This window comes from Wandonia haliotis (assembly GCF_039523435.1).
Classification (GTDB): domain Bacteria; phylum Bacteroidota; class Bacteroidia; order Flavobacteriales_D; family Crocinitomicaceae; genus Wandonia; species Wandonia haliotis.
This window is the reverse complement of record NZ_BAAAFH010000007.1, coordinates 314,842-327,937: the sequence shown is the minus strand read 5'-3', so window position 1 is coordinate 327,937 and position 13,096 is coordinate 314,842. Positions and strand designations below refer to the sequence as shown.

Genomic DNA, 13,096 nt, shown 5'->3' with positions numbered 1-13,096 from the left:
TTAATCGTTTTTAGATTGATTCTCTAATTCAGCAATTCGTTTGTCTTGTTCAATAATGTACAGTGTGAGTTCCTCAATCTTTTCCAGGAGCTTTGCGTCCATTTTGGCTATATCAATTCCTTCATTCATAATGTTTTCAGCGCTCGGAATGTTTGGTAAATGACCGTTCTGCGAGATAAAACGTTCTACTTCGTTGAGCGGCATTAAAGAGTAGTCTTTTTTAAAAACATAATCTGCCCAGTCGTTGGTAGTATGGACTGCAACTTTGACTTTTTCTGTCATAATCCCATCTTTTACATACAAGCGATAGTCTCCGTTATAGGTAGCTGTATTGTTTGGATCAAGACCCATACTTATTTTTCCATTGTCTGCCATAAACATATAGTAATTCCCGAAGTTATTACTGCCTGCAGGCTTCCAAAAATTCAGACCTGGCGTTGTCGCATATTGGTTGTATTCGATTCCCCATTGTCCGTATTGTTCCCCACCGGTCCCCCCGAAAAGAACGGAGGCACTTTGTCCGTCAACGAGGGCAAAACCTTTAACATTGAGGTCAACCTTGTTTACATTGTTGTCGGTGACTACAAGTCTGCGTGATGCTAGAAGTGGATCATTGGGTTCTACACCAATCCCGATGTTTCCGTTTGGCTTGACAACAAAAAGGGAGTAGAATGAATTAGAAAAACCCGAACGACGAATTTGAAAGGCGGTTGTCAGCGGGCTTGTAGTACTGAGTATTGAAGGAGTGGTAAGTCGAAATCCAGAATAGGTATTCGGACTATTTCCGTTCACAATCAGATCTAAGTGTGCTTGTGGATTGAGTGTTCCAATTCCCGCATTTCCTACAGGAGGGAAAGTGTTTTGTCCATGAGTAGCAAGCGCACATACGATGCCAAAAACGCCAGAAAGAAATGTACTTTTTTTCATAATAATTTATTTTGTTTACTTAATAGAAATTTGGTTTTGAAGTCAAGAAAATCCTGTCGAGAATTAAGCATTGATAAGTCTTCTTGGCAAACGTAATGAATGAACTTACTCGAAAAAAGAAGGAACATTTTTCCGCGGGGTGGAAGTTAAAAAGTGTAGTGTTTCAATCAATTTTTGATAATTAAATAGTAGTAAATAGAATGTATTTCTACGTGACACCGAAAAGACAAGACTATTTTGAGTTATTGAATGCTAATGCATCAATGGGAGTGTTGTTAACAAAAAAATTGGCAATACTTCCGACGGCACGTGTTTCGTGATCGTATTTTGCTGTTGGAAAAATCCTAAACTATCAGATGATTATGGTGGAGGACGATGCGTTAAACAAAGATTAGAGGAAGTTATGTCTTCAGGTTGAATTTCCATTTGATCGCTTTTGTGTTCATTTTGAATCGTAAATCATTCAGAGTAACTTATTTATTATTAATGTTTTAGTGTTTTTTTTGAAAAAAAGTTTGTTTTGCATTTTATTTTTACTCTATCTTTGCAGCGTCAAAGTTCATTTGAATAATGATTTATAAAGAAGTGGCGAGAGACTGGCTTGTAGACCCACTGGCAACCAACTTTAAGTATCAGTACGCTGATATTGGAAAACCGGTGCCAATTCCAGATTCCGATTTTTCGGAGAATATAAATTGAAAGAGAAATGAAACACTTAAAAGCATCCATCCGGTTAACACTTTCTTCCCGAAAAGGGAACAATCAAAACAATACCTTATTGTTTCAGCAACATAACTCATGTTGTTGCTGTTGCTGTATGTGTAGCTAATTTCTTTAGCTCCATATTGCAGTAAATAAACCGAGTTCATGTCAGGGCCCGACACTCGCGTGTATTTACTATCTGTTAACTGTTTTATTCAATCCATTAAAATTTTAGAAAAATGTCAACGAAAAATTATCGTTTTGAAACACTTCAGCTTCACGCAGGACAGGAGGCTGATCCGGTAACAGGTTCACGAGCTGTACCGATTTATCAAACTTCATCTTATGTTTTCCAGGATTCTGAACATGCAGCCAATTTGTTTGGATTAAAAGAATTCGGGAATATATACACACGGATCATGAATCCTACTACTGATGTTTTTGAGAAGAGAATTGCTGCTCTTGAAGGTGGTGTTGCTGCGGTAGCAGTAGCTTCCGGACAGGCAGCCCAGTTTATTGCCCTGAATACGATTCTGGAGGCAGGTGACAACTTCGTGACTTCATCACACTTGTATGGAGGAACTTATAATCAGTTTAAGGTCGCTTTCAAACGTTTGGGGATAGAAGTTCGGTTCGCTGAAGGAGTTGATCCGGTATCGATAGAAGAACGAATTGATAAACAAACGAAAGCCATTTATTTGGAGGCAATAGGTAATCCGGAATTTAGTATTGCTGATTTTGAAAAGATCAGTCGGATTGCAAAATCGTATGATATTCCACTTATTGTGGACAACACTTTTGGTGCAGCCGGATTTATTTTTAAACCGATCGAGCATGGAGCGGATATTGTCGTTGTTTCAGCAACAAAGTGGATCGGAGGTCATGGAACCAGTATCGGAGGGGTAATTGTCGATGCAGGAAAGTACAATTGGGGTAATGGTAAATTTCCCCAGTTTACAGAACCCTCAGAAGGATATCATGGATTAGTTTTCTGGGATGTGTTTGGAGCCGAAAGTCCTTTTGGGAATATAGCTTTTGCAATTCGGGCAAGGGTTGAAGGGCTGAGGGATTTTGGACCGGCCATATCTCCGTTCAATTCATTTTTATTGCTTCAGGGACTTGAAACCCTTTCTCTGCGCGTAGAGCGAACAGTTGAGAATGCTCAAAAACTGGCTGTATGGTTGAGCGAACACCCGGAAGTGGAAGCTGTAAATTACCCGGGGTTACCTTCTTCTGTGTATTATGAAAATGCCAAGAAATACCTGAAAAATGGTGCAGGAGGGGTTTTATCTTTCAAAGTAAGAGGAGGAAAAGAACAGGCGGATCGTTTTGTAAATAACCTGAACCTGATTTCTCATCTGGCAAATGTTGGGGATTCGAAAACCTTGATTATTCATCCGGCATCGACGACACATGAACAGTTGTCTTCAGAAGAACAACTTGCGTCGGGAGTAGCTCCCGGATGGTTGCGTTTGTCTGTTGGAATTGAGCATGTTGAAGATTTGAAAACTGATATTAATGAAGCTTTTGCAACAATCAAAAAGTTGCAGGGAGCATAGTAATCGCTGAATGATGGGTTAGTTCCGGTATTCCGGAGCTAACCTTTCTAAAAAGAGAAACATGAAGATTCTGAAAGTAAAAGCTGCAATAGACCTTCTGAATGGAGAGCGTCTGCGGCAGGTAGAAGTAGCTTATTCGACGTATGGTAAATTGAACCGACAGAAGAATAATGTAATCTGGGTTTGTCATGCACTGACGGGAAATTCAGAAGTTCATGATTGGTGGGCCGGAATTTTCGGAGAGCACAAATCCCTTGACCCATCAAAGTATTTTATTGTTTGTGCAAATGTGTTGGGGTCTTGCTATGGAACAACAGGTCCTTCTCATGAAAAAATCTGCGAAAACCAGAAAGGAGTACATTTTCCACTTGTAACTATTGATGATATGGTAGGGGTACATCAATTAGTAGCTGATGAGTTGGGAATTAATCACATAGAGGTGCTTATTGGAGCGTCTTTGGGAGGGCAACAGGCTGTACAGTGGGCAGTTGATGAACCGGATCGTTTTTCAAATCTGATTTTGGTTGCAGCTAATGCACAGCATTCACCCTGGGGTATTGCCTTCAATGAATCACAACGAATGGCTCTTTGGGCAGATGAATCATTTCGGGCTAATATTCCCGGAGGAGGAGCATTTGGGTTGAAAGCCGCTCGTTCCATTGCTATGTTGAGTTATAGAAGTTACGCGGGTTATACAAGAACCCAAAGAGAAGATTTTACGCATAAAAGGGATCACTTCAGGGCTTCTTCCTATCAACAATATCAGGGAGATAAGTTTGTAAAGAGATTTGATGCGTATGCATACTGGTCTTTGTCAAAAGCAATGGATGCCCATAATGTTGGGAGAAAGTATACCAATATAGAAAGTGCTTTGAGACGAATTACAGCGAGAACATTGGTGCTTGGTGTGGATACGGATATTCTTTTTCCTATTGAGGAACAATTGTTTTTAGCAGAACATATTGCAGACAGTTGTTTTGAAGTTATTCCATCCCATTATGGTCATGATGGATTTTTAACGGAGACCGTCCGGGTGGATGAATTGATTAAAGATTTTCTGTACAATGACTTTTCCAGATACAGAAAGACCATTTTTCGTCAACAAAGACGGCAAGGAGTAGTGTAGTAAAATAGTAAAAGATACAATGAAGAATAAAAAGAAATTAACCATAGGATTGTTTGGTCTCGGTTGTGTCGGAGGCGGACTTTATGAAGTGTTAAACCGGAGTTCATTAATTGATGCGGAGATTAAAACGATATGTATCCGGGATCAAAATAAGAAGAGAACCTTGTCTGAATATATTTTGACAACAGACAGGTATGCTATTCTTGATGATGATGAAATCAATGTAGTGGTTGAATTAATAGATGATGCAAATGCCGCTTATGAGATTGTTTCTGAAGCACTAAAAAGGGGGAAGCATGTTGTTACGGCCAATAAAAAGATGGTAGCCGAACATTTGGATGAACTGATTAAACTTGCCAGAAAAAATGAGGTTTCATTTTTGTATGAGGCTTCTGTTTGTGGTAGTATACCAGTGATCAGAAACCTGGAGGAATATTATAATAATGATAGTTTATCGTCTGTTACAGGGATTTGTAACGGGACAACCAATTATATTCTTTCACAAACCAATCGTGGGTTGACTTTTGCGGAGGCATTGAGCAAAGCTCAGGAATTAGGGTTTGCAGAGAGCGATCCGACCATGGATATCGATGGGTATGATTCTAAGTTCAAGTTAGTGTTGCTTATAAAACATGCTTTTGGAATTACAGTTCAACCGGATGATATAGCTAATACGGGAATCAGGAATATTAAACCCCAGGATCTAAATTATGCTGCTGAAAAGGGATATCGGGTGAAGCTGTTCTCACATGCGCAAAAAATAGGGAAACATGTACTAGGAATGGTAGCTCCGTACTTTGTTCCGGAAACACACTTTGCTTACACTGTGGAAAATGAGTTTAACGCAATTGTTGTGGAAGCTCTATTTTCTGATAAACAGCTTTTTATTGGTAAAGGTGCTGGAAGTTATCCTACGGCAAGTGCTGTTTTGTCAGATATTGCTGCCTTATTGTTTGATTACCAGTATGAGTATAAGAAGGAACAAAGCGTGATTGACACATTTTTCACCAATGATTTTTCTCTTGATATCTATTTGGGATCATCGGAAGGAGAAATCGGACTGAATGAGTTGAGCTTTGAGCTGGAGTACACACGTTTTGTATCTGATGAGTATGCGTATAAAACAGGACGTGTTCTTTTCAGTGAATTAAAAGCAATGGATTTTAATAAGAAGAAACACTTGTTTTTTGCAATTCTACCAGACGCTTCTGTTGGATTATCAGAGAACCCACGGATAACTGGAGCACAAAAGAACAAGGAGTTGATTCCTGGATAAATAAAAGGTAAACAAATGAAGTTAACATTGAATTTGAAGGGGAATGCTTTTAGTATGGCGGTAGTAAACGAACGGGATCAGGTTCTGTTCACTGATGCTTCTTCCGGAATAGGAGGGGCGGATTCTGCATTTCGACCTATGGAATTAGTGGCAGCAGGATTAGTTAGTTGTAGTTCTATTGACCTGATACATATTTTACGAAAGAAGAGAAAAGAGGTTGCTGTTTTATCAGTTGATGTTCATGCACATCGGGTGGAAACTACCCCTGCTGTATTTGATACGATACATCTTGTATTCAATTTGAGTACAAATGCGGAAGAATCAGTTGTAGAAAAGGCTCTTCAGCTAACATTCGATAAGTATTGTTCGGTAGCAAATATGCTGAAAGCTACCGTAACGATTACGTATTCATACAATTTGCTAACATGAGAAAAGAAACAGTAGCAATAAGAAGTCAACTGAACCGAAGTGAATTTCAGGAACATTCGGTTCCCTTGTATATGACTAGTTCGTATGTTTTTGAAGATGCTGCACAGATGCGCAGACGATTTTCAGAGGAAGAAAAGGGAAATATTTACTCCCGTTACTCTAATCCCAATGTCTCGGAGTTTATTGAAAAAATGGCTCTGTTAGAAGGAGCGGAATCTGGTTGGGCAACTGCGTCGGGAATGGCAGCGGTTTTTACTGTTTTAGGAGCGTTGTTAAAAAGTGGAGATCATATTGTAAGTTCAAGAGCGGTCTTTGGATCTACACATAAGTTACTTACGGAAATCCTACCAAAGTGGGGGATTACCTGCACGTATGTTGACGCAGTTAATTATATGGGGTATGCAGAAGCAATACAGGCAAACACCCGGCTTGTGTATCTTGAGACGCCAAGTAATCCTGGACTGGAGATAATCGATTTGCAGAGGATTACTGCACTCACTTCCGGAAAAGGAATTACTGTAGTGGTAGATAATTGTTTTGCGACGCCATTTGGACAACAACCATTACCATTAGGAGCTGATATTTCAATTCATTCCGCCACGAAGTTTATTGATGGACAAGGGAGGTCTCTGGGTGGGGTTATATTGGGAAGTAGTGAGTTAATAAAAAAGATAGAAGGTTTCGCTCGTCATACAGGGCCTTGTATTTCACCTTTTAATGCTTGGCTCCTGTCAAAGTCGTTGGAGACGTTGAGTGTTCGTTTTGAAAGGCATTCTTCATCAGCGCACGAAATAGCAAGAAGGTTGGAAGAGCATTCCAAGGTAGATTGGGTGCGATACCCTTTTCTCACTTCTCACCCGGATTACGAACTGGCAAAACGGCAGATGCAATCAGGAGGAGCTATTGTTACTTTTCAAATCAAAGGTGGTCAGCAATCCGGACAAACATTTCTGAACAGTCTACAACTATTCTCTTTGACTGCAAATCTCGGTGATACGCGCAGCATAGCTACTCATCCGGCCTCAACAACTCATTCTAAACTGACGCGTGAAGAAAGAGCGTCTGTTGGGATATCAGACGGACTGATTCGACTTTCTATCGGACTTGAGCATCCGGAAGATATCTGGGACGATATAGAAAAGGCATTAGAAGAAAGTTAGTTGTTACAATGTTCTTGAATGTAAGTTCTTGCTTCTTCAAAGTTTAGGTTAAGCGCTTTTTTATAGTAAAAACATTCTTCGTCGGACATACCGTAAATGCCATATATATTACCAATATAAAAAGCGGCTTCACCGGATCGGTAGTTTGTTTTTAGACAAAACAAAAAATCCTGAAGCGCCAGTTTATAATTATATTGTTCGTAATAAAGGAAAGCCCTTTCATACTTTATTTCTGATTCATATACGTAGAAAGGATCGGAGGGTGTTCCGTCTTCAAGAACAAGAAACGGTGGAATTAATTCAATTGCTTTAGATAAATATTCTTCAGCAAGTTTGAGACTGTCCAATTTCCAGTAATTCAATCCGATAGTATAATGAGCCATAACATTATCAGAGTCAATTTCCAATGCCCACATATAGTCATCAATGGCTTCTTGAAAATCTCCTGCTTTTGATTTGTTTGCTCCCCTTCTCATAAGAGCAGGTAAATTATTTTGCTCCTTACGAATAATTTTAGAAAGGTATTCAATAGCGCCCTTAAAATCTCCTTCTTGTTCTTTTTGATATGCTTTTTTGAATAAATATTGTGATGAATTGAGGTATACAGCACAACCAATTGAACCAATAATAATCAGCATAAAGAGTCGTACTAAAAACTTGCGTTTTGGCATCATTAGAAGGTGAAAATGCTAAAATATGCAAATTGAATAAATAAACCGAAAAATTGACTATATTTGTCAAATAACTTTTTGTCAAATGAAAACATTCGGAGAAATCATACGTGGACATCGTGAACAATTCAATTGGACACTAAGTGAACTTTCAATGCGTACAGGGATAGATACGGCTATTCTAAGCAAAATAGAAAGAAGTGAACGAACAGCAACCCGAAAAAACGTTGTAACTCTTTCTATTGCTTTAAGTATTCCGTTAGATACAACACTAGCTCATTGGCTGAGTGATAAAATTGTTAAAGAAGTTCAATATGAAAATGTGGGGTTAGAAGCATTGATCCTTGCAGAAGATGCTGTAAAATATCGGATTGCACAAAAGCAGGAACAGATTGAGGGACTTTCGGAAAGGATGAAAGATAAGCTTTCGGAATGTGATGAGTTGTTAATGAAGTGGAAAGCTAATCGTCCATTGGATATGGGACAAATCCGTAAAATGGAAGAGTATTTTCGCGTAAATTACACCTATGAAAGTAACCGGATAGAGGGGAATACATTAACTATGCAAGAGACTCATCTGGTGGTCAATCAGGGAATCACAATAGGAGGGAAATCCGTTCGGGAACATCTTGAAGCTGTTAACCATTCCGAAGCGATTGATTACCTGTATGATCTGGTCGGTCAAAAAAATGACTTAAATGAACGTGTGCTGAAAGAATTACATTATCTGGTATTGAAAGGGATTGACCGTGAAAATGCAGGTAAATACAGAAGTGTACCGGTTCGGATAGGAGGGGCTTCATTCGTTCCGGCTCAACCCTATCTTGTCCCCAAGCTAATGGAGGATGTATTTGTGTTTTTTGAGAAAAACAAAGATATCATGCATCCGGTGATTCTCGCAGCAGAAATGCATGAAAGAGTAGTTACTGTTCATCCATTTATAGACGGAAACGGACGTACATCCCGATTGGTAATGAATTTGATACTTTTGTCTTTCGGATATACGATTGCAAATCTGAAAGGGGATAACGCCTCACGTTTGCGTTATTATTCCGCACTTGAAAAGTCTCAGACGACGGATGACAAGTCTGTTTTTATGGAATTGATTATCGACACAACGATTGAATCATTAAAAGAACATCTTGAGTTATGTGGATGAGGTTGTTTTCCAAATTGGGACAACCTCATTTCTACTTCCAGATCTTTTCAAATTTGGCTGCAATAGAAACTCCAACAAAAAAGTTTGTTTTCGTATAGGTATCTCCTCGACTATAAACCCTGCTTTCGTCTACAAGAACTCTTCCTTCAACTCTGCAACTGATTTGAGGGATAGGTGAGTAATCCAAATTGATCGAAGAGCTTAATGTGTTGAATCCCTTTGGATAAGGAGCGTAGATAATTACTCCGTCTTTGTCTTTAAAGTACTCTGCCCGAATAGCCATTCCCCATTTTTTTGAAAAATTGAATCGGGCTATTGCAACAGGAGCTATCCAGGTGGAAAATAATTTACTTTTAGGATAAACAGGATTGTCATAAGGTTCTTCTATTCCGATATCAAACCCTAAAATTAGTCTGAAACGATCTCCGGGAGTAATATCCGTGTAAAGATTACTGAAATAACGCATTCTACGAGATGAGTCCGGGTACTCAGATGTGGCGAATGTACTCCAATTTATAAGGAAACGTTTTGAAGGTTTAAAAATAATTTGTGTACCTCCAGAAGGAATACTGCTGCCCGGAACCCGGCGAATGCGTTGCCATCCATTACTGATGATTCCAGCGAACTCCCATTTCTCCGAAGGTGTATAAGTTATTTTGGCTCCCGACAAATAATAAGGAGAACTCTCGGCAACAAAAGAGCGGGTAAGGGTTGGGTTGTCAATAGATAATGCACTTTCAAATCCCATGTGTGAACTGAAAATTCCGGCATCAATCCAAACTTTATTCCGTTTTGAAATAGAGATTCCGATGTTGGCTTCATAAATAGAGCGAAGCATGACTTGTTCATGCCCGTAATTATCTTGTGAATAAGTTCCAGCGTGAAGCCCTATATTGGTTCTGTACTTCGGATGATCCAGTTTAAACAGAAGAACTGCGTTATTCAGATTGAATTCATTGTGTCGGTTGTGATTGAAAAAGAAATTCTGTCTAAAATTTTCAGGGGTGTTAAAGTCATAGATGTAATACACATCTGCGAAGCCTGTAAGTGAAAGAGAAGGAGCTTGTTTCCATAAGGAATCTATTTGTGTATAGGTTGGGGAAGTAAGTAAAAAACTTAGAGCAAGACAGAATCGTTTTAAGTACATGTTATATTCGTAAAAGTTTCGTGCAAAACTACGAAATAAAGCACTTTTTTAAAGTATCTAACTCGCTTACTTTATCTGTTCTGTTAAGTCGGTTATAGGATACAATGAGATTGTTGATCATTCGAATTAAGATCGAAGAGTGTGAAGAGGGTTCAAAAAAATGACGCTGTGGAAGCATCTGATAGTGTTGAAGTGTGTCTTCCAGATTTCCACGGGAAAGTAATTCACCTTTTGCAAAAGGATCAATATAAAAAAGAACCCCTCCTGATCCATCGGACTGTAATAGACGGTGAATGCGGTACTCATCCATATAGGCAAGAATGAAGTGATTAGGGAATCCTACTCCGTATATTGGGATTTCCAATCGTTGGGCTATGATACTGTATAGTATTGAGAGACTTAGAGGAGTGCCTTCCCGCTCTTCGAGAACTGTATTTAGAAGCGAGTGATAAGGTGAAAAATCATGTGTTTCTGCTCCTTTAAATCCATAGAAGTCAAATAAAACAGCATTAATTGTTTTAACAATTTCAAAACTGGTAAGCTTTCCATTCAGTTCTAACCATACCTTTTTCTCGATAGAAGTAATCTGCTCATTAAGTTGGTGGTACTCTAAATCTGGAAACTGATACTTTGCGATGAGATAGGCTCCCCGCAGCAAATCTTTCTCCGGTTTTTTGATCCAGTCGATTAAATCTGCTTTTACTTCTGCAAATTGAAGTTCCTGCATTAATCGTTCAATTTCAACAAAAGCGGCAGGTTCAAAATCCAAAATATCTACTGAGGTACGAAGAAATTCAAGTGCGGCAGGACCAATATCCAAAAGCTTGGAACGAACAAGAGATACGATATGTTCATCAGGATCGTCGAGCAGTCGTATCAGGGCTTCTATGGATTCGGTTTTCACCATACTACAAAATTAGGATCTTAAGACGCTCATTTTTTGAGGCGAATGTAAACTTTTGAATAGTGGATTGTTAAATTCTCTGATTTTTCTTTCAGAAATTTTTGAAAATTAAAAAAGATGCATAAATTTGTCTCATGGAATTACAGGAGGCTAAAGATAAATTCATTCATACATGGGCACAGTTAGGCTCTAGTTGGGGAATTAATAAAACCATGGCGCAGATTCATGCTTTGCTATTAGTTTCTGCTAATTCACTCTCCACAGATGAGGTAATGGAGCAGCTAAAGATTTCACGAGGTAATGCGAATATGAATCTACGGGCGCTGATTGATTGGGGTTTGATTTATAAAGATCCGCGTATAGGAGAGCGTATGGAGTTTTTCAGGGCGGAAAAGAATATTGATAAAGTGGCCAGAAACATTGCCCGGGAAAGAAGAAAAAGAGAAATCGAACCGGTATTGTCTTTGTTAGCTGATTTGAATCAGGTGGAGATAAAAGAATCTGCTGAAGCATTAGAGTTTAAAAAAGTTACCAAAGATATCGCTGAGTTTTCTGAATCAGTAGATGGATTTCTGGATAAATTCAGCAAAACGGATAAGAACTGGTTCTATGGACTGGTAATGAAGATAATGAAATAAAAATTTTTTAATTAAAACTTTCAATTAATTCTGAAACTTTAAAAATATAAATATGAAAAAGATAGTGCGAATAGATTATTGTATGCAAATACTGATTATTGTAACGGCTCTTATTTTTTTAGTAATTGATGGGTATCAGTATGTTTCATTCTTAATCTTCTATTTTGGCTTGGGAGGATGGCAATTACTGAGTTTTTTTGTACATCTCAAACGAAGGATAAAAAATCAACGGTTAATCAGGTTGTATGCAAAGTCGATTCTTTGGACATTGATTATCGGAGTCATGTGTGTGTCGGTTTTATTCGTTCATGAAGCAGGGTATATCTTCCTGATCATGTATCTATATTTTATGTTAATTGTGGGAATCGTATTGGCATTTGTGTACCTGAACCTGACTAGGAAGGATATTAGCTTATTGAAATTGGAATCGTTATGAAAAGAAGAATTATCCTGGCAGGTGGAACCGGGTTTATAGGAACTTACCTTAAAAAAAGATTTGAAGCTGATGGCTATGATGTTGTTTGTATTTCAAGAGGAAAGCAGGGGGTGAAATGGAGTGATAAGGAGCGGATTGTCGATGCGCTGGAAAATAGTGAGATGTTAATTAATCTGTCGGGTAAATCAGTTGATTGCAGGTATTCTGATACAAACAAATGGAAAATTCTTACGTCCAGAACAGAAACCACTATTCTGTTACATGAAATGATAAAAGCGTGTTCTTCTCCACCACCTGTTTGGATCAATTTTAGCACAGCAACCATCTACCAGGATTCGAGAATAAAACCAATGACAGAAGAAAAAGGAGTTTTGGGTGATGGTTTTTCGGAGAAAGTAGCTAAAACTTGGGAGCGTGTTTTTTTCTCGGAAAGACACTCACAAGTAAAACAGGTTGCATTACGCACTGCCATTGTTATTGGCGATGGAGGAGGTGCTTTGACACCGCTCAGACGGCTTGTTAAAATGGGACTTGGAGGGAAACAGGGAGATGGGAAACAAATGGTGAGCTGGATTCATATTGAGGATGTGTACAGAACAATTCTTTGGGTGAAAGAAGGAAAAATAAGCGATACGGTTATTAATTGTAGCGCACCCGAACCTGTGAATAATGAGCAGTTTATGAAGATGTTGAGAAAACAGTATGCTATTTCGATGGGAATACCGTTACCGGAGAGGTTATTAAAATGGGGCGCATTTCTCATTCGAACAGAACCGGAATTGATAATGAAAAGCAGATGGGTGGTGCCGGAACGTTTATTGAAAAGTGGGTTTTTGTTTCAGTTTGAAACGATAGATTCGGCTTTGGACAGCCTTCAGAGATGAACCGGATAAGATACGAGGTCTTTTTGAATTGTATACCGGGTAAATTCATATTATAATCTGTACCTGACATTCCTGCTT

Annotated in this window: 13 protein-coding genes and 1 riboswitch; of the genes, 9 read left to right on the top strand and 4 right to left on the bottom strand. The window is 38.7% G+C overall.

Annotated features, from left to right (window positions below):
• The gene (locus ABDZ97_RS07630) at nt 1-927 is read right to left on the bottom strand and encodes a hypothetical protein (protein ID WP_343786165.1); all 927 of its coding nucleotides are present in this window, start codon (nt 925-927) and stop codon (nt 1-3) included.
• Nucleotides 928-1,499: 572 nt separating this feature from the next.
• Nucleotides 1,500-1,624, top strand: a riboswitch (SAM riboswitch).
• A 244-nt stretch (nt 1,625-1,868) separates the two neighbouring features.
• On the opposite strand from ABDZ97_RS07630, the gene ABDZ97_RS07625 reads away from it, so the two are divergent.
• The 5 genes from ABDZ97_RS07625 to ABDZ97_RS07605 all read left to right on the top strand — a co-directional run bounded on the left by ABDZ97_RS07625 (nt 1,869) and on the right by ABDZ97_RS07605 (nt 7,179).
• A complete protein-coding gene (locus ABDZ97_RS07625) occupies nt 1,869-3,188 on the top strand; it encodes an O-acetylhomoserine aminocarboxypropyltransferase/cysteine synthase family protein (RefSeq protein ID WP_343786163.1) in 1,320 nt (439 codons plus the stop codon).
• 61 nt (nt 3,189-3,249) lie between these two features.
• Entirely contained in the window at nt 3,250-4,314 is a 1,065-nt protein-coding gene (locus ABDZ97_RS07620) for a homoserine O-acetyltransferase family protein (RefSeq protein WP_343786161.1), read from the top strand.
• Nucleotides 4,315-4,333: 19 nt separating this feature from the next.
• A complete protein-coding gene (locus ABDZ97_RS07615; RefSeq protein WP_343786159.1) occupies nt 4,334-5,590 on the top strand; it encodes a homoserine dehydrogenase in 1,257 nt (418 codons plus the stop codon).
• A gap of 15 nt (nt 5,591-5,605) precedes the next feature.
• Nucleotides 5,606-6,019: an OsmC family protein gene (locus ABDZ97_RS07610; RefSeq protein WP_343786157.1), complete on the top strand. Its 414-nt coding sequence runs from the start codon at nt 5,606-5,608 to the stop codon at nt 6,017-6,019.
• Nucleotides 6,016-7,179 carry a trans-sulfuration enzyme family protein gene (locus ABDZ97_RS07605; RefSeq protein ID WP_343786155.1) on the top strand — a complete coding sequence of 388 codons (1,164 nt, stop codon included), beginning with the start codon at nt 6,016-6,018 and terminating at the stop codon, nt 7,177-7,179. The genes ABDZ97_RS07610 and ABDZ97_RS07605 overlap by 4 nt, the downstream gene beginning before the upstream one ends.
• Here ABDZ97_RS07605 and ABDZ97_RS07600 read toward each other — a convergent pair.
• Nucleotides 7,176-7,817 carry a tetratricopeptide repeat protein gene (locus ABDZ97_RS07600; RefSeq protein ID WP_343786153.1) on the bottom strand — a complete coding sequence of 214 codons (642 nt, stop codon included), beginning with the start codon at nt 7,815-7,817 and terminating at the stop codon, nt 7,176-7,178. The genes ABDZ97_RS07605 and ABDZ97_RS07600 overlap by 4 nt on opposite strands.
• 118 nt (nt 7,818-7,935) lie before the next feature.
• Between ABDZ97_RS07600 and ABDZ97_RS07595 the strand changes: the two genes are divergently transcribed.
• Complete coding sequence (locus ABDZ97_RS07595) at nt 7,936-9,009, top strand: Fic family protein (protein ID WP_343786150.1); 1,074 nt, start codon at nt 7,936-7,938, stop codon at nt 9,007-9,009.
• Nucleotides 9,010-9,040: 31 nt separating this feature from the next.
• Here ABDZ97_RS07595 and ABDZ97_RS07590 read toward each other — a convergent pair whose 3' ends face one another.
• Both ABDZ97_RS07590 and ABDZ97_RS07585 read right to left on the bottom strand, forming a co-directional pair.
• Entirely contained in the window at nt 9,041-10,156 is a 1,116-nt protein-coding gene (locus ABDZ97_RS07590; protein WP_343786148.1) for a porin, read from the bottom strand.
• A 28-nt stretch (nt 10,157-10,184) separates the two neighbouring features.
• Nucleotides 10,185-11,063, bottom strand: coding sequence for a transglutaminase-like domain-containing protein (locus ABDZ97_RS07585; RefSeq protein WP_343786146.1), 879 nt, complete (start codon nt 11,061-11,063; stop codon nt 10,185-10,187).
• Nucleotides 11,064-11,194: 131 nt separating this feature from the next.
• Here ABDZ97_RS07585 and ABDZ97_RS07580 point away from each other — a divergent pair, with 131 nt between their 5' ends.
• From ABDZ97_RS07580 to ABDZ97_RS07570, 3 genes are read left to right on the top strand one after another with little or no spacing between them, the layout of a single operon-like run.
• On the top strand, nt 11,195-11,698 hold the full coding sequence (locus ABDZ97_RS07580; RefSeq protein WP_343786144.1) for a GbsR/MarR family transcriptional regulator: 504 nt from the start codon (nt 11,195-11,197) through the stop codon (nt 11,696-11,698).
• A gap of 52 nt (nt 11,699-11,750) precedes the next feature.
• Nucleotides 11,751-12,134 (top strand): hypothetical protein, encoded by a 384-nt coding sequence (locus ABDZ97_RS07575; protein ID WP_343786142.1) that lies wholly within the window; start codon nt 11,751-11,753, stop codon nt 12,132-12,134.
• The gene (locus tag ABDZ97_RS07570) at nt 12,131-13,018 is read left to right on the top strand and encodes a TIGR01777 family oxidoreductase (protein WP_343786140.1); all 888 of its coding nucleotides are present in this window, start codon (nt 12,131-12,133) and stop codon (nt 13,016-13,018) included. Before ABDZ97_RS07575 ends, ABDZ97_RS07570 begins: the two co-directional genes overlap by 4 nt.
• Nucleotides 13,019-13,096: the final 78 nt, after the last annotated feature.